The organism is Microbacterium kunmingense (assembly GCF_023155745.1).
Classification (GTDB): Bacteria; Actinomycetota; Actinomycetes; order Actinomycetales; family Microbacteriaceae; genus Microbacterium; species Microbacterium kunmingense.
Genome location: NZ_JAKNUS010000003.1, coordinates 294,478 through 316,804, shown reverse-complemented (window position 1 = coordinate 316,804; position 22,327 = coordinate 294,478). Strand labels below are relative to the sequence as shown.

Genomic DNA, 22,327 nt, shown 5'->3' with positions numbered 1-22,327 from the left:
ACATGGATCTCGACGCCCTCACCGCTGCCCGGCGGGAGGAGTGGGCGCGGCTGGACGAGCTCAGCAGGCGCCGCAGGCTGACCGGGGCCGAGGTCGACCAACTCGTCGACCGCTACCGCGCAGCATCCGCCGATCTCGCCGAGATCAAAACCACGGCGGGCCGGACCCCCGAGGGTGACCATGTCTCGACGATCCTCGCGCGCGCTCGGCTGCGCCTGACCGGGGGGCGGGAGAATCCGCTGCGCCAGATTCCCCGGTTCTTCCTGCTGCAGCTTCCCGCCGCGCTGTACCGGCTGCGGTGGACGACGCTCGTGATTGCGCTGTCCTTCATCGCTGTCGGCGCGGTCGTGGCGTTCTGGATCTCCTCCGACCCGGCGCTCGTGGCCACCCTCGGGCCGCAGGCCCAGCTGGAGTACTACGCCGAGGAGCAGTTCACCTCGTACTACAGTGAGAACCCCGCCGCCGCCTTCGCCGGGACGGTCTGGACCAACAACGCCTGGATCGCCGCGCAGTGCGTGATGTTCGGCATCACCGGGGTCTGGCCCGTGATGGTGCTGGTGCAGAACGCCGTCGCCGTGGGTACGGCCGCGGCGATCATGCTCGCGTTCGACCGCGGTGACGTCTTCATCCTCTTCATCCTTCCCCACGGTCTGCTCGAGCTGACGTGCATCTTCGTCGCCGGTGCAGCGGGGCTCCACATCTTCTGGGCCTGGGTCGCGCCGGGCCGCCGCCCGAGGGGAGAGGCGTTGGCCGCAGCCGGGCGGTCGCTCGCGACCGTCGCGATCGGACTGGTGCTCGCGCTCGCCGTCGCGGGCGTCATCGAGGGATTCGTCACCGCGCAGCCCTGGCCGTGGCCGGTCAAGATCGGCATCGGCGCGCTGGCGCTCGGTGCGTTCCTGGCGTACATGCTGGTTGTCGGCCGTCGCGCGGAGCGGCTGGGTGAGACCGGCGACATGACCGAGTTCGAGACCGGCACGCCCACGCTCGTCGCCGGCTGAGGGTGCGGCGCGGCGCGCGTGTGGGGCGCGCGCGGGCGGGCCGGCGCGCGTGGGCGCGGGCGCGAAGGTGGCGCAGATGGTGACCTTGGGCGTGTGAAGGTCGCAATGTGCGCCACTTTGGTCGGAGCGGATGCGACCGAGTGGCGAGATTGGTCGCGTGGCGGGGCGCGGGACGGTGAAGGTGGCGCAAATGGTGGCCTCGGGCGCGTGAAGGTCGCAATCTGCGTCACTTCTGCGTCGGGCGCGGGCGCGAAGGTGGCGCAGATGGTGGCGTTGCGCCTCCGAAGGTCGCAATGTGCGTCACGTCGGTGGGAGAGGATGCTGCCGAGTGGCGTTATCAGTCGCGTGGCGGGGCGCGGGGCGACCCTTTGTGCCACTCCGATGGTGTCGGGGTGATCGAGGTGGCGGAAGTGGTCGCGTGGCGGGGCGCGGAGCGGCCATTTGTGCCACCCCGATGGCGTGGGGGTGATCGAGGTGGCGGGAGTGGTCGCGTGGCGGGGCGCGGAGCGGCCATTTGTGCCACTCCGATGGTGTCGGGGTGATCGGGGTGGCGGAGTTGGTCGCGTGGCGGGGCGCGGGGCGACCATTTGTGCCACTCCGATGGTGTCGGGGTGATCGGGGTGGCGGAGGTGGTCGCGTGGCGGGGCGCGGGGCGACCATTTGTGCCACTTCGTTGGCGCCTGGCTGATCGAGGTGGCGGAAGGGGTCGTCGCAGGGGCGCGAGGCGACCATCTGTGCCACCCCCACCGCGCCCCGGCCACGTGGCCGCGGCACGGTCGTGCGGCGGCGCGCCCGAGCGTGCGTTCTTTTGAATCGGTCAAAAGAACGCACTAGTGTGGAAGCGTGACATCCTCCACCGCACCGACCTCCGCCGACGCGCTGCGCGCGGCGGGTCTGCGGGTCACCGATTCGCGTCGCGCGGTGCTCGACGCGCTCACCGAGGCGCCGCACTCGAGCGCCGACGAGCTCTATCGGCGCGTCGCGCAGCGCACCCCCCAGACCCATCTGCAGTCGGTGTACAACGCCCTGGCCGACTTCGTCGCGGCGGGGATCGCGCGGCGGATCGAGCCGGCCGGGCATCCCGGCCTCTACGAGCGCCGCGTCGCCGACAACCACCATCACCTCGTCTGCACGGCGTGCGGCGCTGTCGCCGACGTCGACTGCGTCACCGGCGAGGCGCCGTGCCTGGTCCCGTCATCGACGCACGGGTTCGCCGTACACACCGCTGAGGTGACGTTCTGGGGGCTGTGCGCGGACTGTCTGGCCCAACGCACAGCCGCCGGCGACACCGCTCCCGCGGCACCGGCGCCGCACCCCCCGACGACGCTGCGGTGACGACGCGGGCTTCGGCCCGGCATCCGTCCTCTCGCCATCAGCCGCCGTCCGCTCTGCCCCACCCCCTGAGGAAGGAAACACATGACGCATCACGACGACGTCAGCACCGCCACCGACACCGACATCGACGCCGCCACCGGCATCGGCGGTGAGACGGAGGTCGACCAGGCCGTCACCGTCACCGACGAGCCCGAGCAGCAGGCAGCCTCCTGCCCGGTGGTGCACACCGCGATGCCGCACCCCACCGCAGGCTCGGCGAACCGGGTGTGGTGGCCGAACCAGCTGAACGTGCGGATCCTCGCGAAGAACCCCACCGAGCGCGATCCGCTGGGTGCCGACTTCGACTACCGGGCCGCATTCGAAGCCCTCGACCTCGCCGCCGTCAAGCGTGACATCGCCGAGCTGCTCACCACGTCGCAGGACTGGTGGCCGGCCGACTTCGGACATTACGGTCCGCTCATGATCCGCATGGCGTGGCACAGCGCCGGCACCTACCGGGTCACCGACGGTCGGGGCGGCGGCGGTGCCGGGCAGCAGCGCTTCGCGCCGCTGAACAGCTGGCCCGACAACGTCAACCTCGACAAGGCACGGCGTTTGCTGTGGCCGGTGAAGAAGAAGTACGGCCAGAGCATCTCGTGGGCAGACCTCATGATCCTCGCCGGCAACGTAGCGCTGGAGGACATGGGCTTCCCCACCTTCGGCTTCGCCGGTGGCCGGGCCGATGTCTGGGAGCCCGACGACGACGTGTACTGGGGCGCCGAGACCGAGTGGATGGGCAGCGACAAGCGCTTCTCGGGCGAAGGCCGCCAGCTCGACAAGCCGCTGGGCGCCACCCACATGGGGCTCATCTACGTCAATCCCGAGGGCCCCGAGGGAAACCCCGACCCGATCGCGGCTGCCCACGACATCCGTCAGACCTTCGCCCGCATGGCGATGAACGACGAGGAGACCGTCGCCCTCATCGCCGGCGGTCACACCTTCGGCAAGACCCACGGCGCAGCACCCGACTCGGCGCTCGCCGACAACCCCGAGGCCGCGCCCCTGGAGGAGCAGGGTCTCGGGTGGCGCAGCTCCCACGCCAGCGGCAAGGGCGATGACACCATCACCTCGGGCCTGGAGGTCACCTGGACCTACCACCCGACGCGCTGGGACAACGAGTTCTTCCACATCCTCTTCGCCTACGAGTGGGAGCTGATGAAGAGCCCGGCGGGTGCCCACCAGTGGCGTCCGAAGAACGGTGCCGGCGCCGACATGGTCCCCCTCGCACACGACGGCTCGAAGCGTCGCGAGCCGCGCATGCTCACCACCGACCTGGCGCTGCGGATGGACCCCGAGTACGAGAAGATCTCGCGCCGGTTCCTCGAGAGCCCCGAGGCCTTCGCCGACGCGTTCGCGCGCGCCTGGTTCAAGCTCACCCACCGCGACATGGGTCCGCGCGATCGCTACCTCGGCCCCGAGGTTCCCGATGAGGTGCTGCTCTGGCAGGACCCCGTCCCCGCGGTCGACCACGACCTCATCGACGCCGCCGACGCGGCGGCGCTGAAGGCCGACATCCTCGCGTCGGGCCTGACGGTCTCGCAGCTGGTCGGCACCACGTGGGCGGCGGCGTCGTCCTTCCGCGGCAGCGACAAGCGCGGCGGCGTCAACGGCGCGCGCATCCGCCTCGCTCCCCAGAAGGACTGGGCGGTGAACAACCCGGCGCAGCTCGCCGAGGTGCTGCCCGCCCTCGAGGGCGTGCAGCAGCGCTTCAACGAGGCGCAGACCGGTGGCAAGCGCGTCTCGCTCGCCGACGTGCTGGTCCTCGCCGGGAACGCCGGTGTGGAGAAGGCGGCCGCCGACGCGGGTGTCACCGTCGAGGTGCCCTTCCGTCCGGGGCGCACCGACGCCACGCAGGAGATGACCGACGTCGACTCGTTCACCTGGCTCGAGCCCGTCGCCGACGGCTTCCGCAACTACTACGGACCCGACGCGACGCTCCCGGCCGAGTACCACCTGCTCGACCGCGCGAACCTCCTCACCCTGACCGCGCCGGAGATGACGGTGCTCGTCGGGGGCCTGCGAGTGCTCGGAGCGAACTGGGACGGCTCGGACCACGGCGTCTTCACCGATCGGCCGGGCGTGCTCACGAATGACTTCTTCGTGAACCTGCTCGACCTCGGCGTCACCTGGAAGCCGCTGGACCCTGGATCGCACGCCTTCCAGGGCCGCCGTGACGGCAGCGGCGAGTCGGTCGGCATAGGCACGCGCGTCGACCTCGTGTTCGGCTCGAACTCCGAGCTGCGGGCGCTCGCCGAGGTCTACGCCAGCGACGACGCCACCGAGAAGTTCGTCCGCGACTTCGTCGCGGCCTGGACCAAGGTCACCGAGCTCGATCGCTTCGACCTCGTCTGACGCTCGCGCCGCGGCATCCCGCGCAGACCACGGGCCCGCTCTCCTCAGGAGGGCGGGCCCGTGGTCTGCGAAGCATTCGGAAAGCGGATGACGCGGGCCTGCGTCAGCGCGTCCGGGCCTCCTTCTGCGCCGGCGGCGCGGGCGTCTTCTCGAACAGCGCCCGGTGGAGGAACCCGGCGAGGAGACCGCCGACGATCGGGAACACCACGAAGACCCACAGCTGCAGGAAGGGCTCGGCCCCGCCGTACACGGCGGTCGCGATCGATCGCGCCGGGTTGACGGAGGTGTTGTCGATCGGGATCGTCGCGAGGTGGATGAGGGTGAGGGTCAGCCCGATGGCGAGCCCGGCGAAGCCTGCGGTGCCGCGCTGCGGGTGGGTGACGCCGAGGATCACGATGACGAAGATCGCGGTGAACAGCACCTCGGCGATGATCGCAGCTCCCAGGCCGAAGCCGCCGGGGGAGAGCTCTCCGAAGCCGTTGCTGGCGAAGCCGCCGTCCTGGGCCTGGGCGAGCCAGTCGCCCGGGCCGAACAGACCGATGAGGACGATGAGGGTCGTGCCGACCAGTCCACCGACGATCTGGGCGATGAGGAAGCCGGGCACGTCGCGCCAGGCGAAGCGGCCGGCCGCGGCGAGCCCGAGGGTCACGGCCGGGTTGAAGTGACCGCCCGAGAGGGGACCGAAGGCATAGATGCCGGCGATGAGCGCGAGACCGAACGCGAGCGAGACGCCGACGAAACCGATGCCGAGCGACGTGCCGTTCTCGCTCGCGCCGAAATCGGCGGCGAACAGGGCGGCAGAGATCGCACCGAAGACGAGGAGGAAGGTTCCCAGGGCCTCGGCGACGAGCTTCGTGGTGGTCGTGGGGGCGCCATGGGCCGATTCGGCGGGACGCAGATCCTTCGTGTCATCCGTCATGGCGGACTCCTCTCTCCGCGCCGAGCGTAGCGCCGGGCGCCGGTGCGCACGCCCGAACACGCGGCAGGTGACGCGGGGTGACACGCCCGGCGGGGCAGCGCGTGACGACGAGCGGACCGGTCACAGCCGGCCCGCGGCCTTCAGAGCGAGGTAGCGGTCGGCGACGGCGGGCGGGAGGTCGTCGGGCGACGCGGCGATCGGCTCGGCGCCCGCGCGCCGCACGGCGGCGGCGACGCGTTCGGCGTCACGCGCCGCCCGCGCGTACGCCGCCTGCCGGTAGAGTTCGTCGGCGTCGGGGCGGGGGTCGACCGGGGCCGGATTGTCGGTGACGGATGCCACGACGACGCGGGTGCGCGCGGTGAGCGCGGGAAGCGAACCGAGGAACCCGCGCGCGGCCTCGGGGGCGTCCTGCGCCGTCAGCAGCACCACCAGCGAGGGACGGGAGGTGAGGCGTCGCACCTGCGCGATCGCTGCGTCCCAGTCGGTGTCGATCAGCTGCGGGTCCACGGGCGCCATCGCGTCGACGAGCGCGGGGAGGAGCCCAGGACCGTCGACGCCGGTGACCCGTGCCCGGACGAGCCGGTCGAACATGACCAGGTGCACGTGATCCCCGGCTCGGGACGCAAGGGCCGACAGCAGCAGCGCCGCCTCCATCGCGGCATCCATCCGCACCCCGTCGCCGACGCGGGCGGCGGCGGTGCGGCCGGTGTCGATGATGATCACGACGTGCCGGTCTCGCTCGGGCCGCCAGGTGCGGAGCATGGTCGTGCCGGCCCGGGCTGTCGCGCGCCAGTCGATCGAGCGCACATCGTCGCCGCGCACGTACTCGCGGAGGCTGTCGAACTCGGTGCCCTGCCCGCGCACCTGGACGCTGGTGTTGCCGTCGAGCTCGCGGAGGCGGGCGAGACGCGAGGGAAGGTGTCGTCGCGAGGTGAACGGCGGCAGGACGCGCAGCGCCCCCGGGCTATCCAGGCGGCGCTGACGACCCGCGAGGCCGAGCGGCCCGGCACCTCGGACGACGACGAACGCGGTGCGCAACTCACCCCGCCGGCGGGGGAGGAGCGGCACCCGCACCCGGCGGGATTCGCCCGGAGGGATGTCGAGGGCGAGGCGTTCGAGGGGTGCCCCGGCGGTCGGCTGCCACGCGTCGCGCATCCGGCCGCGCAGCGTCCGGGCGCCGGTGTTGCGCAGGGTCACGCCGGTCTCGACCTGCTGGCCGAGAAGGCTTCGCCGGGGGATGTCGCGGACGACGTCGAGGTGCCGCGGATCTGGCGCGGCCGCGGCATCCCCGATTGCCAGCGCCGTCGACAGCACCGCCCAGCCGAGCATGGCCAGCCACGCGTTCACCCCGGCGATCGACAGCAGCACGACGGGCACGACGCCGAGGCCGACGAACAGGGGGAGGCGACCGGTGACGTACACGCTCAGACCGGCACGCGCGTCTGCTGCACCACCGCGGTGAGCACCGCGTCGACCGACACGCCCTCCAGCTCGGCGTCGGGGCGCAGCCGGATCCGGTGCCGCCACGTGGGGACGAGCAGGGTCTGCACGTGGTCGGGTGTGATCGCCGGGTAGCCGCCGAGCCATGCCCAGGCCTTCGCGGCAGCGAGGAGCGCGGTGGTCGCGCGGGGGCTCACCCCGAGCTGCACCGACGGACTCTGACGCGTGGCCTGGGCGAGGTCGACGACATAGCCCAGCACGTCGTCGGTCGCCGTGACCCGCGCCGCGGCGTGCTGGGCCGCGACGATCTCCTCGGGGTCGATCACCCGCGCGAGACCCGCGGCGCCGAGGTTCCGAGGGTCGAATCCCTCGGCGTGGCGGCGGAGCACCGCCAGCTCCGCCTCGCGCGGCGGGAGGTCGACGATGAGCTTCAGGAGGAACCGGTCGAGCTGCGCCTCCGGCAGGGTGTAGGTGCCCTCCTGCTCGATGGGGTTCTGGGTCGCCGCCACAAGGAACGGAGAGGGAAGCGGCCGTGTCACGCCGTCGGAGGAGACCTGACGTTCCTCCATCGCCTCCAGAAGTGCGGCCTGGGTCTTCGGCGGGGTGCGGTTGATCTCGTCGGCCAGCACGATGTTGCTGAACACCGGGCCCGGACGGAACTCGAACTCACCGGTGCGCGCGTCGTACACGAGCGACCCCGAGACATCGCCCGGCATCAGGTCGGGGGTGAACTGGATGCGCTTGGTGTCCAGGCCCAGGGCCGTGCTGAAGGCGCGCACGAGGAGGGTCTTGGCCACTCCGGGCACACCCTCCAGCAGCACGTGACCGCGCGCCAGGAGGGCGATGAGAAGCCCCGTCACCGTCCCGTCCTGGCCGATCACGGCCTTCCCGACCTCGGTGCGCACCCGGTGCATCGCCTCGCGCAGGGCGGCGTCGTCGGGTGCGGCGGGTGCGGGTGCGGGCGGCGGCTGATCGGTCATGGGCGGTTCCTTTCGGGACGGACGGCGTCGCGGACGGCGCCTTCGAGCTCGCGCAGGCGGGAGGCGACGACGGTGAGTTGGGCGTCGTCGGTGGGGACATCGTCGAGGAGGATGCCGCGCACGACCCGTCGATCAGCGCTCAGCCGGTCGGCGGCGGCATCGGCGATCTCGTCCGCGGCGGCGTTCGGGCCGAGGCCGAGGAGGCGCGCCATCCGTCGGAGGGCCGCGATCCGAAGGTCGTCCGCGGCGTGACCGGCGTCGCGGGTCTGGGCGTAAAGGCGCGCGCGGCCCTCGGCGGTCTCGGCGGCGCGCACGGTGACGGGCAGGCGCTCGCGGACGAGGGGACCGAAGCGGCGACCGCGCCACACGGCCGCGGCCACGGCGGCGAGGATCAGGAGGGCGATGGCGGGGCTCACCCACGGCGGTGTGGATTCGCCGAGCGAGGGGTCGGTGTTCTCCAGGTCGGTGTCGCCGAGCACCGGGTCGTACCAGACCACGACCGGGTGACGGCCGAGCAGGTTGACCCCCAGGGCGGCGTTGCCGTCGTCGGCCAGCACCTCGTTGAGGAGGACAGCGCGTCCATCGATCGCCGCGACGCGCTGACCGTCGCGTTCGGAGACGAGGAGGCCCGCGGCCCCGTCGCCGGTGAGGTAGCACCCCACCGCTGCGTCGCCGGCGTCGAAGACCGCACCGGGAGCGATTGCGCCCGACCTCTCGGCGTCGGGAAGGTCGCACTGCGGATCCAGCAGCGTGTCCGCGCGCCCGCCGACCGTCGAGCCGGGGAGGAAGAGCCTGAGCGCGCGGGACCGGGGATCGACGAGCACGACGTCGTCGGCGGGCGCCGCGAGCTCCGCCAACCCCTCGTCGGAGAGTGCCGGGGTGTCGGGGAGCACGAGCGTCGCCCCCTCGGGCGCGCCGTCGAGGGCGCGCTCGGCCGCGGCGCGGCTGCGGGCGACCTCGACCTCGATCCCCTGGTCGCGCAGCACTTCGACCAGGGCCCGCGTTCCGGTCGGGCCCGCCGACTCCGGGTCGAACGCGTCGCGCTCCGCCCACTCGCCGAGCCCCGAGAGGAGGGCGCCGACGCTTCCGACGGCGAGGAGGGCGACGACGAGGATGATCCAGCCGCCGATCCGGCGTCGTCGTGAGCGCCCCGGTGCGCGGCCGGAGGCATCGGCGTCGGTGCGGGGCGGCGCCGCGGTCATCCGCTCGCCCCCACCCGGACAGGGGCGACCGGCCGGGCGGCCATCAGCTGTTCATCGAGGCGACGGAGCTGCTCGTAGTCGTCGCGGGACCCGGGGCGACGCAGATAACGGACGTCGTCGAACGCCGAGGCGGCGGACTCGAGCTCGTCGGCGGCGGCGGGGAAGACGCGTCCGGCCGACCGGGCGAAGGCGTGCACCGTGGCGCCGGGCGGTGTGCTGACGGCGCCGCGCTCTGCCAGCCCGCGCGCGAGCGCGCGGAAGCGCAGGATGAGGGCCTCATCCCATCGTCCGGCGTCGGCGGCGGATGCGGCGGCTCGGCGCAGATCGTCGGCGCCGCGTTCGTCGGACTCGCCGAAGAGCGTCGCCACCGGCGCGGCAGCCCGGCGCCGAGCGCGCGGCAGTCCCCACACCAGCAGGGCGACGATGATCAGCGCCGCCACCGCGATCGCCGCGATGAGGGCGAAGGTCGACCCCCACCCGCCCGAGACGTCGGTGGAGAACAGCGACCCGAGGAACTCCAGGATGGCGCGGGCGATGCGATCGAACGCGGTGGGCTGCGCCTCGGCGTAGGCGGGATCGGACAGCTCCCGCTCCGCCCACTCGCGCGCCTCGTCACCGTCGGGCGTGACGGGCGTCGCGGCGAGGATCCGTCCGACGCCGGCGATCACGGGGCGTCGCGCTCGGGCGCGCCGCCGGGTGCCGCCCAGCTCGTCGGAGGGACGGGCGGCGGAGGCGAGCTCGGGCCGGGCGGCACGGGCGCGGGCGGTGCGGCCGCTGCGGGTGACGGCGCTGCGGGTGACGGCGCTGCGGGTGACGGCGGCGCGGCGTACCCCGGCGGAGGGCCGTAGCCCTGGGGCGCGGGGTATCCCGGCGGCGGTCCGTAGCCCTGCGGGCCCGGGTAGGCCGGGTACGCCGGCGCGACGGGCCTGGGGGCGATCGCGCGGCCGACGTGGAGGCGGTAGGGGTCGGGGAGGTCGGTGCGTCCGGCATCGCGCTGCTCGACATAGCTCTGCAGGTCGAGGTCGAGCCCCTCCCGGCGCATCCGGCAGTCGATGTACACCAGCGCCGAGGCGGTGGACTGCACCACGACCGCCACGGCCTGGATGAGCAGGGTCACGACCTGGGTGAGGATGAGCCCGAAGATGAGGGCGACGATCGCGCCGGGTTCGGGGTCCCCGGTCGGGGAGATGATCGTGGTGACGCCGCTGGTGAGGAGGCTGAACGGCACGCTCACCAGCTGCGCGAGCACCGAGAAGGTGAGGGAGACCAGCACCAGCACGCCGAGTCCCACCCAGAATCGGCCCCGGATCAGGGTCCACGACCTCACGATCGCCCCGCGGATGGTGGCGTGCTCGAGGATGATCGCCGACGGCGCGAGCATCAGCTTGGTCGACAGCCACAGCACGAGCGGGATCGCGCCGAGAACCGCCAGCACCGACAGGACGATGGCCACCGGAAGCACCGCGAACCCGATGGCGATGAGGATCAGCACGACGAAGGTCACCGCCAGCACCCCGGCAGCGGCGAGCAGGAACGCGTAGCCGACCAACCGCCAGACCACGGGCTTCAGCTGAGCCCAGATCGCGCCGAGTGTCGGCTTCTCGGCCACGGCGCCGCGGGCGACCTCGGTGACCACGACGCCCTGGACGATCACCCCGACCGCTCCGGCGAGGAGCCCCAGCACGATGCCCGCCACCACCACGAGCGCGATCGACCCGGCGAGCACCGTGTCGAACTCCTCGGTGCCCGGGCGCAGGGTGTCCAGGCGCGAGAAGGCGGCGATGGCGATCGCGCCGATCGCGACGATCACCACGATGTACGTGACGGCCTGGATGCCCAGGGCGAAGCCGAGCAGCACCTTGGGGTTGTGCCGCAGCGCCGTGAACGACCTGCCGAGGATCGTGCCGAAGGTCAGGGGATGCAGCGGAATGATGCCGGGCCGGGATGCCGGCGTCCACGCCGGATACGACGTCACGGGGCGGTCCTCCTCGCGTCTGCGGCCATGCGGTCGCGGTCGCGCCGCACCGGTTCCATCGTGTCATATCGACGCGCGGGCGCCTCCGGACTCCCGGCCGATCCTCGGTGCGCCCCCAGGCGCCGTCGACTAGTGTTGCTCAGAGCGTTCGACACCCGTGGCGTTTCGCCGAGCCCGACCGGACCCGAAGGACGAAAGACCCGATGACATCACGGATCCTGGTTGTCGACGACGACACCGCTCTGGCAGAGATGATCGGGATCGTGCTGCGCACGGAGGGCTTCGAGACCGCCTTCTGCGCCGACGGCGCCCGTGCGGTCGACGCGTGGCGGGAGGAGCGGCCCGATCTCGTGCTGCTGGATCTGATGCTCCCCGGCATGGACGGCATCGAGGTGTGCACGCGCATCCGTGCGGAGTCGGGCATCCCGATCATCATGCTCACCGCCCGCACCGACACCGCCGATGTGGTCCGGGGGCTGGAGTCGGGCGCCGACGACTACATCGTCAAGCCCTTCAACCCCAAGGAGCTCGTCGCGCGCATCCGCACCCGGCTCCGCCCGGCATCCCAGACCACCCCCGACGTGCTGCGCATCGGCGACCTCACCGTCGACGTCTCGGCCCACGAGGTCCGCCGCGGCGACGAGCCGATCGCGCTGACCCCGCTGGAATTCGAACTCCTCGTGGCCCTCGCCTCCAAGCCCCAGCAGGTGTTCTCGCGCGAGATGCTGCTCGAACAGGTGTGGGGATACCACTACAAGGCCGACACGCGGCTGGTGAACGTCCACGTCCAGCGCCTGCGCGCGAAGGTCGAGCGCGACCCCGACAACCCGCGCATCGTGACGACCGTGCGCGGCGTCGGCTACCGCGCGGGCGCCGTTGCGTGACGGAGCCGATGTGAGGGCCCCATGACGACCGGCTCGGCTCCGCGCACCGTGACCAGCGCGGCGCCGACGATCGGCACGAACACCGGGTCCACCGCGCTCGGGCGACGGATGGCGCAGTGGCGCGACTGGCGGTCGTGGCCCGACCGCCTGACGAATCTGTGGCGGCGCTCGCTGCGGTTCCGCACCGTCCTGATCACGCTGGCGCTGACGGCCCTGACGATCCTCGTCGCCTGTGTCTGGATGGCCCTGGCCATCCAGCACGATCTTTTCACCGCGGGGCGCGATCAGGCGCAGAGCGGCGCGCTCCGCGCCACGCAGTCGGCGCAGGAGCGGCTCGATTCCGCTGAACCAGGGAACGATCCCGTGCAGCTGCAGCTGCTGATGACGACCCTCAGCACCGATCTCGCCCAGCAGTCGGGCAGCGACCGCATCGCGATCTTCCGCATCGACCGGGCCTCTCGCATCGCACCGCAGGACCTCGTGACCCCCGGACTCCCCGAGGACGTCCTCAGCGAGGGGCTCCGCCAGAAGGTGCGCGCCGACGGCGACGTGCAGCAGTGGTGGCAGTCCGTCGCCCTGCGGGCCGAGGACGGCAGCACGGTGCCCGGCATCGTCGTGGGCCAGCAGATCTCCTTCCCGGTCGTTGGCGCGTACGAGGTGTACATCGCCTACGACCTCGCCGGCGAATCGCAGATCCTGTCCTTCATCCAGGGCACGCTGTGGGTGGTGGGCGTGGGCCTCGTGCTCCTCATCGGCCTCATCGCGTGGTTCGTGCTCCGCTCGGTCACCACCCCCATCGGCGAGGCGGCCGAGACCAGCGCGAAACTCGCCAGCGGTGAGCTGAACGTGCGCCTGCCGGTGCGGGGGCAGGATGAGCTGGCCACGCTCGGTCAGTCCTTCAACGCGATGGCCGACAGCATCGAGTCGCAGATCAAGGAGCTCGCCGAACTGTCGCTGGTGCAGCAGAGGTTCGTCTCCGATGTCTCGCACGAGCTGCGGACGCCGCTGACGACCATCCGACTGGCCGCCGACATGATCAACGACCAGCGCGACTCGTTCGACCCGGCCACCGCCCGCGCCGCCGAACTGCTGAACGCTCAGGTGCAGCGGTTCGAGACCCTTCTCACCGACCTCCTGGAGATCAGCCGCTACGACGCCGGGTCGATCCAGTTGGAGCTCGAGCCGACGAGTCTGGCGAACCTCGCCGGCGACGTCATCGAGTCGATGAGCCAGCTCGCCGAGCAGCACGGCTCGGACGTCCGCCTGGTCGCGCCCGGCGGGTACTCCTCGGTCGACATGGACCCCCGGCGCGTGCGGCGGATCGTGCGCAATCTCCTCGGCAACGCGATCGAGCACGGGGAGGGGCGTCCGATCGTCGTCACCGTGGACAGCGACCATCAGGCCGTGGCGCTCGGGGTCCGCGATTTCGGTCTCGGGATGCGACCCGAGGAGGTCGAGCACGTCTTCGACCGGTTCTGGCGCGCCGACCCGTCGCGCAAGCGCACGATCGGCGGCACCGGGCTGGGCCTTTCCATCGCCCTCGGCGACGCGCGCCTGCACGGCGGCGAACTCGGGGTCTGGTCGGAGCTCGGGCGCGGGTCGCACTTCGTCCTCACCCTTCCCCGCCTTCCCCACGGTCTGCAGGGCCCCTCGCCGATCGCCCTCGACCCCGGCGACGACAGCACCGCGCCGCTGGACGCCCTCGGGCTCACCCAGCCGATCCAGGTGCTCTCCGAAAGCGCCGCCGGCGCGGCATCCGCGGACGACCGAGGATCGGGCGGCGCCTCATGACCGCCCTTCGCAGGGTCGCCCGCGTGCTGCGGGCGCTGGCGGTCGTCGCCGTCGCCGGTCTGGCGCTCACCGCGTGCGCGGGGCTGCCGCTGACCGGCACGGTCCAGGGTGGGCGCTCGGTGGGGGAGCAGCTCCCGGGCCCCGACTTCCTGCGCCTTCCCGACCGGCCGCAGCCCGGCGCGACACCCGAGGAGATCGTCGACGGATTCCTCCGCGCGGGCGCGGGGCCGGTCAGCGACTGGGCGCGGGCACGGGAGTTCCTCGCCCCGGCGCTCCGGGACACGTGGGACCCGACGGCCGGGGTGATCATCGAGCCCACCGGCACGACCCGCACGCCCGTCGCCGTCGGCCAGAACGCGGTCGAGGTGGCGGTCGCCCCGACGGCGACGGTCGATGCGACCGGCGTCTACGAGCCGGCGACCGGCGGAACCCCGCCGCTGCGGTTCGAGCTCCTTCAGCAGGAGGACGGCGAGTGGCGCATCAGCCAGGCCCCCGACGGCATCGTGCTCGATCGCGACTCGTTCGTCACGGCCTTCGACCGCTACACCCTGGCCTTCTTCGATCCCAGCTGGCGATTCCTCGTGCCCGACGAACGCTGGTTCCCGACCACGAACGCGCCCACCCGCATCGCCGCGGCTCTCATCGAAGGATCACCGGCGGAGTGGCTCGCGGGCTCGGTGGTCTCGGCCTTCCCCGACAGCGTGGCGCTCAGCCCGACCGCGGTGCCCGTCTCGGCGGGAGAAGCGCAGGTCAGCCTCAACGAGGCTGCCCTGACGGTGGAGCAGCTGACCCTGGACCGGATGCAGACCCAGCTCGACGAGAGCCTGGCCTCGGCCGGCGTCTCGCAGGTGCAGATGCGGGTGGGGTCCTCCGATGTCGACGCGGGGACCGTGCCGGTCCGCTCGACGCGCGTCGCGGCGCAACCGCTGGTGGTCACCGCCGACGAACGGTTCGGCTTCCTCACCGGCGACGAGCTCGAGCCCGTGCCGGGGCTGTCCGACGCGCTCGCGCAGGCGGCTCCGGTGGAGGACCTCCAGCTCTCACCCGACCGGGCGTTCGCGGCCGTGCGCTTCGCCACCGACGCGTCGGTGGGCCGGGTCGATGCCGACGGCGACGTCCAGGTGTTCGACGAGCGCCCGGGGCTCCTCGCGCCGACCATCGACCCCTTCGGGTACGTCTGGAGCGTGCCCGCGACCTCGCCGACGGCGCTTCGCGCCATCGTTCCGAGCGGAGTGATCGAGATCGCAGGCGCGTGGCCCGGGGCGGCGACGATCTCGGCGATGGCGCTCTCGCGCGACGGCACGCGCATGGCCGCCGCGGTGACCGCGGGCGGACGCACCACTCTCAGCGTCGCCGGCGTGATCCGCGACGGCGACGGGGTGCCGAGCGGTCTGGGCGACCCCGCGGTCCTCGGCGATCTGGACGGACCGGTCTCGTCCGTCGCGTGGCTGGACGACTCCTCCGTCGCAGCCCTCGTCGACGCCGGCACCGAGCCGCGTCTGCGCGAGCAGGTCGTGGGCGGTGAGGGCACCGAATCCGCGGCGCCCTCCGGTGCCGACACGCTGGCCGGCGGCAACTCCGCCTCGACCCTGCGGGTCCACACCGATCAGGGAGGGCTCTTCATCCGGCGGGGTGCGAACTGGACCCAGACGGCCGAGGGCGTCACGGTGCTCGCCACCCAGCAGGGGTCGCCGCGCTGATTCCTCCCCAGGCCGGCCCGGCCGCGGGTTGTCCACCGATCGGCCCGCGGGCCGGCTTCCCCGTCGACGGGCGCGCCAGGCTGGCCGCATGCCGAGCCCGTCCTCCCGGTCCGCCACCCTCGCCGCTGCTGTCCGCACGTCACTCGCCGACGCCCTCGCCCTCGTCCTCCCCGTCGAGTGCGCCGGGTGCGACCTCGAGGATGTGGCGCTGTGCGAGGGATGCCGCGGGGCACTCGCTCCGCGGGCGGCGCGCCGTCGCCTCGATGACGGGGTGTGGGCGCACAGCGCGCTCGTCTTCGAAGGGGTGCCCGCCCGCGTCATCCGCTGTCTGAAAGAGGACGGGCGGACGGGCCTCGCCTCGCCGCTCGGGCGGGCGCTGCGGGCAGCCGTGCGTGCCGCCGGTCCCCCCGAGGGCGCTGTGCTCGTTCCCGTGCCGTCCTCGCGTGCCGCGTTCCGCCGTCGCGGCTTCGCCGTCACACCCCTTCTCCTGCATCGCGCCGGCTTCCGTGGCATCCCGCTGCTGGCGCCTCACCGGGTGACCGCCGACCAACGCGGGCTCGACCGCGAGGCTCGCGCGGTCAACGTCTCGGGGAGCATGCGCGTGCGCGCCCGACACGCCGAGGCGGTGCGTGGCCGCCCCGTCGTGATCGTCGACGACGTCCTCACCACCGGCGCGACCCTCCTCGAGGCCGCGCGCACCCTCCGATCCGCGGGATTCACCGTCGTCGCGGCCGCCACCGTCGCCGCCACGCCTCGACGCACGTCGGGAACTCACAGGTGATCGAACGCCCGTCACGCGTGACACATCGGCGCCCCGGCACTACGTTGGGGACACACGCACACTGCCGTGTAAACAGAGGCGACTGATGGTCCGCCCTTGTCCGGGCGGACCGGATCAAGGAGGTCTGACATGGAGAGCAGCATCGTCGGCGTGGGGGTCGGTATCACCGATCGGTTCCGCTCGGTCGTCGAGGAGAAGGCGCCCCGGATCGAACACCTCGCGCCGCGGGCGCAGCGGTTGGACGTCAAAGTGACCCACCGCACGTACCGCAACGGTCACATCGAGGACCACACGGTGGAACTCACCGTCACGGGCAAGGGCCCGCTGGTGCGGGCCGAGGCGACGGATGCCGACAAGTTCACCGCCCTCGACCTCGCGGTCGACAAGCTCTGCGAGCAGCTGCGCCGTGCCAAGGACAAGCGGGTGGATGCGCGCAACCATCCGCGGGGCCCGAAGTTCGAGAAGGGGACCGGCTCACTGGCGGGGATCGACGTCGAGCCCGCCTCCGTCGATGTTCTCCGCGCCGTCGCGACGGGCGAGGTGCCGATCGTGAACAGCGAGGCAGACGAGGAGGATTACACCCCCGTGGTCATCCGCACGAAGGAATTCGAGGCGGAATGGATGACGGTGGAAGACGCCGTCGACCGGATGGAACTCGTCGGGCACGACTTCTTCCTCTTCATCGACGTGCGCACCGATCACCCGAGCGTGGTCTATCGGCGTAAGGGATGGGACTACGGCGTGATCTCGCTGACCACCCAGGCGCAGCCGGCGGAGCTGGTCTCCTGACCCCCTGACGGGAAGACGGATGCCCCGGGCGAAGGTCAGCCCGGGGCATCCGCTCGTTCGGCACCGCGCCGGAGCCGCGGTGGCGTCAGTCGATGAAGCCGTCGAGGAGGCTGCCGATCACGAGGCCGCCGAGGATGCCGCCCATCAGGCCGCTTCCTCCGCTGTTGCCTCGCCCGCCGCCCCAGCCGCCGCCCCACTGGTCGGGACCGTTCTGCGGACGGGAGGAGTCGATGTCGCGCTGGGCGAGCTGGAGGGCCTCGCTGGCGAGGTGCGCGACGCGGCGGGACATGGTCATCGCCTGCTCGCGGTGGTCCTCGTCGATGTCGATCGCCGCGGAGGCGGAGGTGCCGAGGTAGCGGTCGAGATCGATGCGGATGCGTTCGGCCTCGGCGATCCGGGTGCGCGCGTCGGCGCCGATCCATCCCCGGTGGCCCGCGATCACGTCGCGCGCGACGGCCAGTTGCCGGTCGGCGTCGTCGATGGAGTGCCGCACATGCGCGATGTCGGGGATCGGGCGCGCCGCGCGCTCGCGGGCCTTCGCGACGGCCTCATCGAGGGCGATGTTCGCCGCGCGCAGGCGTGTGAGCTGGGCGAACGGGTCGGTGTTGACGCCCGCGGCCGGAAGCGCCGCCAGCGCCGCCTGCAGCTCGCCCATCGCCTCGGCGACGCCCGCGGTCTGCGGCGCGGTGCGCGCGGCGATGAGGTCGCCGCGCGAGTCCTCCACCACCGCGGCGAGCGTCGACTCGGCGCGCAGCGCCTCGACCTCGAAGGTCTCGACGGCGTCGATCAGGGTCTCGGCGCGGCGCACGGCCTCGGTGCAGGCCTCCAGGGCCAGGTTGGCCTGCTCGCGCTGGCCGGCTTCGCGGCGCCGCTCGGCGATGCCCGCGCTGTGTTCGGCGAACCCGAGCAGCTGCTCGGCCTCGGCCGGGTTCGCTTCGATCTGTCGCAGGGCGTCGGCGGAGTAGCGGGCGCCGAGACGGGTCACGGTCTCGCGGGCCTGAGGCAGGCGGCCCCGCAGTCGTTCGGCGTCGCGCCGTACACCGGCGATGATCTCCGGCGCTCGCCGGGCGCGGGCGATCGGCTCGGCGAGGGCCTCGGTGCGGTCATCCAGCAGTTCCTCGGCCCACTCGCACAGCTGCACGATCCGGGCGTTGCGGGTGCGGAGCTCCTCGGGGGTGTCGGGGATCTCGTCGTGGTTGAGCTGGTGGAGGTGGAAGGCCTCGCCCATGTGGGTGCGCACGGCCTCGAGCGCCTCGCGGAGGTCGGAGGTCGGACCGGCGCCGAGCTCGGCCTCGGCGAAGGCGAGTTCGTCGGTGGTGACGCGGATGCGCTCGTCGGTCGCGACCAGAGCGGACTGCGCCCGCCGCGCGAGATCGGCGTCCTGCGCCGCGAGTTCTTCGCGTTCCTTCTTGCGACTGCCCCAGAATCCGGCCATGGTCCGATCCTACGGTTCCGGCTCGAGCGGACCGCTGGAGAACGGCTGGGGAACGCCGTCGAGGAGGGGAGGCTTCGCCCAGGGCGTAACCCGCTGTGCTGTCACGGGCGCGGCGGACGGCCGCGCCGCGGACGCTGGGTCGCGAGGGCCACCGCCAGGACATGATCGGGATGCTGCGCCAGCACCTCACCGGCATGGTCGAGCCACCGCAGCTCGGCCTCGAGCGCCTCCCGGCGGGCGGCGAGGACGAGGGAGCGGGGAAGCGCGCCGTCCTCCGCGGCGGCGGCCGCCTCCTGGCGCACCCGGGCCAGTTCGGCCGTGGTGGAGCGACGCTGCGCCGACACGACACCGTCGACATCGACCCCCGGGAGGCTCGCCGCCAGCGCCACCTTCGCCGCGACATCCTCTCGTCCCGCCCGGGCCCGCGGGACGGGGGAACCGAACCACTCCGCGACGGATGCCGACCCGGCCGGGGTGATGCTCCAGTAGATGTGGCCCTGCGCGTCGGGTTCGCCGCGGACGACGAGTCCGTCGCGCTCGAGACGCTCGAGGGTGCGGTAGATCTGTCCGACATTCAGCGGCTGATCGGCGCCGGTGCGCCGGTCGTGCTCGGCGCGCAGTTGGTAGCCGTAGCACGGACCCTGGTCGAGGATCGCGAGCAGGCTCTGCGGTACCGACATCCGTCACTCGCTCTCGCTGCAGGGGCGGCTCGAGTATATGCATACCCGGCAACATCTCCACCGCCGCGCTCCGCGCCCAGCCCACGCCAAGGTCACGGGTGGATAACATGGGGAGGTTCGCCCGACAGTATGGAGATTTGCGTGGCCAATCCTCTCGAGAAACTGCTCCGCGCCGGCGAGGGCCGGATCCTGCGGCAGCTGCAGCGGATCGTGAAGGCGGTCAACGCCCTCGAAGAGGACTACGCGCAGCTCACCGACGAGGAGCTGCGCGGCGAGACCGCCGAGCTGCGTGCCCGCCATGAGGCCGGCGAGACCCTCGACCAGCTGCTGCCCGAGGCGTTCGCCGCCGTCCGGGAAGCGGCGAAGCGCACGCTCGGCCAGCGGCACTACGACGTGCAGCTCATGGGCGGCGCCGCCCTCCACCTCGGCAACATCGCGGAGATGAAGACCGGTGAGGGGAAGACGCTCGTCGCGACCCTCCCCGCATACCTGAACGCCATTGCCGGCAAGGGCGTGCACGTCATCACCGTCAACGACTTCCTCGCCAGCTACCAGTCCGAACTGATGGGCCGCATCTTCCGCGCCCTCGGAATGACGACCGGAACGATTGTCTCGGGCCAGAACCCGCAGGTGCGGCGGGAGCAGTACAACGCCGACATCACCTACGGCACGAACAACGAGTTCGGCTTCGACTACCTGCGCGACAACATGGCCTGGCGGAAGGAGGACCTCGTCCAGCGCGGCCACTTCTTCGCGATCGTGGACGAGGTCGACTCGATCCTCATCGATGAGGCGCGGACGCCGCTGATCATCTCGGGACCGTCGTCGGGCGAGGCCAACCGCTGGTTCACCGAGTTCGCCAAGATCGCGCGCACGCTCGAGCCGGGCGTGGACTACGAGATCGACGAGAAGAAGCGCACCGTGGGTGTGCTCGAGCCCGGCATCGAGAAGGTCGAGGACTACCTCGGCATCGACAACCTCTACGAGTCGGCGAACACCCCGCTCATCTCGTTCCTGAACAACTCCATCAAGGCGCTCGCCCTGTTCAAGCGCGACACCGACTACGTGGTCATGAACGACGAGGTCATGATCGTCGACGAGCACACCGGACGCATCCTCGTCGGGCGACGCTACAACGAGGGCATCCACCAGGCCATCGAGGCCAAGGAGGGCGTGCCGGTCAAGGCCGAGAACCAGACCCTCGCCACGGTGACCCTGCAGAACTACTTCCGCCTCTACGACAAGCTCTCGGGCATGACCGGTACCGCGGAGACCGAAGCGGCCGAGTTCATGTCGACCTACAAGCTCGGCGTCGTCCCCATCCCCACGAACAAGCCGATGGTCCGCAAGGACCAGTCCGACCTCGTCTACAAGAACGAGGAGGCCAAGTTCGCCCAGGTCGTCGAGGACATCGTCGAGCGTCACGCCAAGGGTCAGCCGGTGCTGGTCGGAACCGTCAGCGTGGAGAAGAGCGAATACCTCTCCCGCCTCCTTGCGAAGAAGGGCGTCAAGCACGAGGTGCTCAACGCCAAGAACCATGCGCGCGAGGCCGAGATCGTGGCACGCGCGGGGCGCTTGGGCGCCGTCACCGTCGCGACGAACATGGCCGGCCGCGGCACCGACATCATGCTCGGCGGCAACGCCGAGTTCCTCGCCGTGCAGGAGATGAAGGCCAAGGGCCTGGACTCCGTCGAGACGCCCGACGAGTACGAGGCCGAGTGGGACGCGGTGTACGAGGCGGTGCGCGACCGCGTCGCCGAGGAGGCGGCGAAGGTCGTCGAGACCGGTGGCCTCTACGTGCTGGGCACCGAGCGCCACGAATCGCGCCGCATCGACAACCAGCTGCGGGGTCGATCGGGCCGACAGGGCGACCCGGGGGAGAGCCGGTTCTACCTGTCGCTCACCGACGACCTCATGCGACTGTTCCAGTCGGGAGCGGCCGAGGCGATCATGGCCCGGACGAACTTCCCCGACGACGTCGCCATCGAGTCCGGGATGGTCTCGCGCGCCATCAAGAGCGCGCAGTCGCAGGTCGAGGCGCGCAACGCCGAGATCCGCAAGAACGTGCTGAAGTACGACGACGTTCTGAACCGCCAGCGCGAGGCGATCTACGCCGACCGGCGTCACATCCTCCAGGGTGACGACATCGCCGATCGGGTGCAGCACTTCATCGAGGACGCCATCAACGCCGTCATCGACGACCACACCTCGTCGGGCCACACCGAGAGCTGGGACTTCGACGCGCTGTGGACCGAGCTGAAGACCCTCTACCCGGTGGGTGTCACGATCGACGAGGTCGTGGCCGAGGCCGGCAACAAGGGGCGGATCACCCCTGAGGTGCTCAAGCGCGAGCTGCTCTCCGACGCGAGGATCGCCTACGCGAACCGCGAGGAGTCGCTCGGGTCCCCGGCGATGAGGGAGCTGGAGCGCCGTGTCGTGCTGCAGGTGCTCGACCGCCGCTGGCGCGACCACCTCTACGAGATGGACTATCTCAAGGACGGCATCGGCCTGCGCGCGATGGCGCAGCGCGATCCGCTGATCGAGTACCAGCGCGAGGGCTACCAGATGTTCCAGGCCATGATGGGCCAGATCAAGGAGGAGTCGGTCGGCTACCTCTACAACCTGGAGGTCGAGGTCCGTCGCGCCGGGGAGGGCGACCAGCCCGCCGAGGTCGAAGCCAAGGGCCTGGGCGCGGTGCCTGTCGAGGGCGAGCGGCTGCAGTACTCCGCAGCCAACGACGCCGGCGAGGTGGAGGTGCGCAACGAGCGCGGCCAGGTGCAGCAGGCGGCGACCAACCGCATCCGCCAGGCCGCGGCCGCGGCGACGGCCGTCGCGGAGCCGCCGCAGGCCGAAGCGCCGCGCGGGGCGTTCGGACAGCGGACCGGGGGAGACGCCGGGACCCAGCAGCCCTCGCCGCAGAACCGCGCGGAGCGCCGCGCGGCCGGCAAGAAGCGCTGACGGTCCCGCTCGGTCCACGGGCGGGCGATTGGACGGCACCGACCGTCGAGGGCGGCCGATCGGCCGCCG

At 71.9% G+C, this 22,327-nt stretch carries 17 protein-coding genes; 9 read left to right on the top strand and 8 right to left on the bottom strand.

The window, feature by feature from the left end:
• The first annotated feature begins 2 nt into the window (after positions 1-2).
• From MA875_RS06470 to katG, 3 genes are all read left to right on the top strand, one after another.
• The gene (locus tag MA875_RS06470; protein ID WP_248241186.1) at positions 3-998 is read left to right on the top strand and encodes a stage II sporulation protein M; all 996 of its coding nucleotides are present in this window, start codon (positions 3-5) and stop codon (positions 996-998) included.
• Positions 999-1,841: 843 nt separating this feature from the next.
• A complete protein-coding gene (locus MA875_RS06465) occupies positions 1,842-2,333 on the top strand; it encodes a Fur family transcriptional regulator (RefSeq protein ID WP_248241184.1) in 492 nt (163 codons plus the stop codon).
• A gap of 81 nt (positions 2,334-2,414) precedes the next feature.
• The gene (gene katG, locus MA875_RS06460) at positions 2,415-4,724 is read left to right on the top strand and encodes a catalase/peroxidase HPI (RefSeq protein ID WP_248241182.1); all 2,310 of its coding nucleotides are present in this window, start codon (positions 2,415-2,417) and stop codon (positions 4,722-4,724) included.
• A 103-nt stretch (positions 4,725-4,827) separates the two neighbouring features.
• Here katG and MA875_RS06455 read toward each other — a convergent pair whose 3' ends face one another.
• From MA875_RS06455 to MA875_RS06430, 6 genes are all read right to left on the bottom strand, one after another.
• Positions 4,828-5,643: an aquaporin gene (locus tag MA875_RS06455; protein ID WP_248241180.1), complete on the bottom strand. Its 816-nt coding sequence runs from the start codon at positions 5,641-5,643 to the stop codon at positions 4,828-4,830.
• A 120-nt stretch (positions 5,644-5,763) separates the two neighbouring features.
• Positions 5,764-7,065 (bottom strand): DUF58 domain-containing protein, encoded by a 1,302-nt coding sequence (locus MA875_RS06450; RefSeq protein WP_248241178.1) that lies wholly within the window; start codon positions 7,063-7,065, stop codon positions 5,764-5,766.
• 2 nt (positions 7,066-7,067) lie between these two features.
• On the bottom strand, positions 7,068-8,063 hold the full coding sequence (locus MA875_RS06445) for an AAA family ATPase (RefSeq protein ID WP_248241175.1): 996 nt from the start codon (positions 8,061-8,063) through the stop codon (positions 7,068-7,070).
• On the bottom strand, positions 8,060-9,265 hold the full coding sequence (locus tag MA875_RS06440; RefSeq protein ID WP_248241172.1) for a DUF4350 domain-containing protein: 1,206 nt from the start codon (positions 9,263-9,265) through the stop codon (positions 8,060-8,062). Before MA875_RS06440 ends, MA875_RS06445 begins: the two co-directional genes overlap by 4 nt.
• Complete coding sequence (locus MA875_RS17750) at positions 9,262-9,933, bottom strand: DUF4129 domain-containing protein (protein ID WP_248241171.1); 672 nt, start codon at positions 9,931-9,933, stop codon at positions 9,262-9,264. The genes MA875_RS06440 and MA875_RS17750 overlap by 4 nt, the downstream gene beginning before the upstream one ends.
• Positions 9,930-11,240, bottom strand: a complete 1,311-nt coding sequence (locus MA875_RS06430; RefSeq protein ID WP_248241170.1) for a glycerophosphoryl diester phosphodiesterase membrane domain-containing protein — start codon at positions 11,238-11,240, stop codon at positions 9,930-9,932. Before MA875_RS06430 ends, MA875_RS17750 begins: the two co-directional genes overlap by 4 nt.
• Positions 11,241-11,443: 203 nt before the next feature.
• Between MA875_RS06430 and mtrA the strand changes: the two genes are divergently transcribed.
• The 5 genes from mtrA to hpf all read left to right on the top strand — a co-directional run bounded on the left by mtrA (position 11,444) and on the right by hpf (position 17,185).
• The gene (mtrA, locus tag MA875_RS06425; RefSeq protein ID WP_124292751.1) at positions 11,444-12,124 is read left to right on the top strand and encodes an MtrAB system response regulator MtrA; all 681 of its coding nucleotides are present in this window, start codon (positions 11,444-11,446) and stop codon (positions 12,122-12,124) included.
• Between the two features lie 21 nt (positions 12,125-12,145).
• On the top strand, positions 12,146-13,915 hold the full coding sequence (gene mtrB, locus MA875_RS06420; protein WP_372492536.1) for an MtrAB system histidine kinase MtrB: 1,770 nt from the start codon (positions 12,146-12,148) through the stop codon (positions 13,913-13,915).
• Positions 13,912-15,615, top strand: coding sequence for an LpqB family beta-propeller domain-containing protein (locus MA875_RS06415; RefSeq protein ID WP_248241168.1), 1,704 nt, complete (start codon positions 13,912-13,914; stop codon positions 15,613-15,615). The genes mtrB and MA875_RS06415 overlap by 4 nt, the downstream gene beginning before the upstream one ends.
• 88 nt (positions 15,616-15,703) lie before the next feature.
• Positions 15,704-16,396, top strand: coding sequence for a ComF family protein (locus MA875_RS06410; RefSeq protein ID WP_248241166.1), 693 nt, complete (start codon positions 15,704-15,706; stop codon positions 16,394-16,396).
• A 129-nt stretch (positions 16,397-16,525) separates the two neighbouring features.
• The gene (gene hpf / locus MA875_RS06405; protein ID WP_248241165.1) at positions 16,526-17,185 is read left to right on the top strand and encodes a ribosome hibernation-promoting factor, HPF/YfiA family; all 660 of its coding nucleotides are present in this window, start codon (positions 16,526-16,528) and stop codon (positions 17,183-17,185) included.
• An 85-nt stretch (positions 17,186-17,270) separates the two neighbouring features.
• On the opposite strand, the gene MA875_RS06400 is transcribed toward hpf, so the two are convergent.
• Both MA875_RS06400 and MA875_RS06395 read right to left on the bottom strand, forming a co-directional pair.
• Positions 17,271-18,620, bottom strand: a complete 1,350-nt coding sequence (locus MA875_RS06400; protein ID WP_248241163.1) for a hypothetical protein — start codon at positions 18,618-18,620, stop codon at positions 17,271-17,273.
• Positions 18,621-18,721: 101 nt separating this feature from the next.
• Positions 18,722-19,300, bottom strand: coding sequence for a PadR family transcriptional regulator (locus tag MA875_RS06395; protein ID WP_248241160.1), 579 nt, complete (start codon positions 19,298-19,300; stop codon positions 18,722-18,724).
• A 141-nt stretch (positions 19,301-19,441) separates the two neighbouring features.
• Here MA875_RS06395 and secA point away from each other — a divergent pair, with 141 nt between their 5' ends.
• A complete protein-coding gene (gene secA, locus MA875_RS06390; protein WP_248241158.1) occupies positions 19,442-22,258 on the top strand; it encodes a preprotein translocase subunit SecA in 2,817 nt (938 codons plus the stop codon).
• Positions 22,259-22,327: the final 69 nt, after the last annotated feature.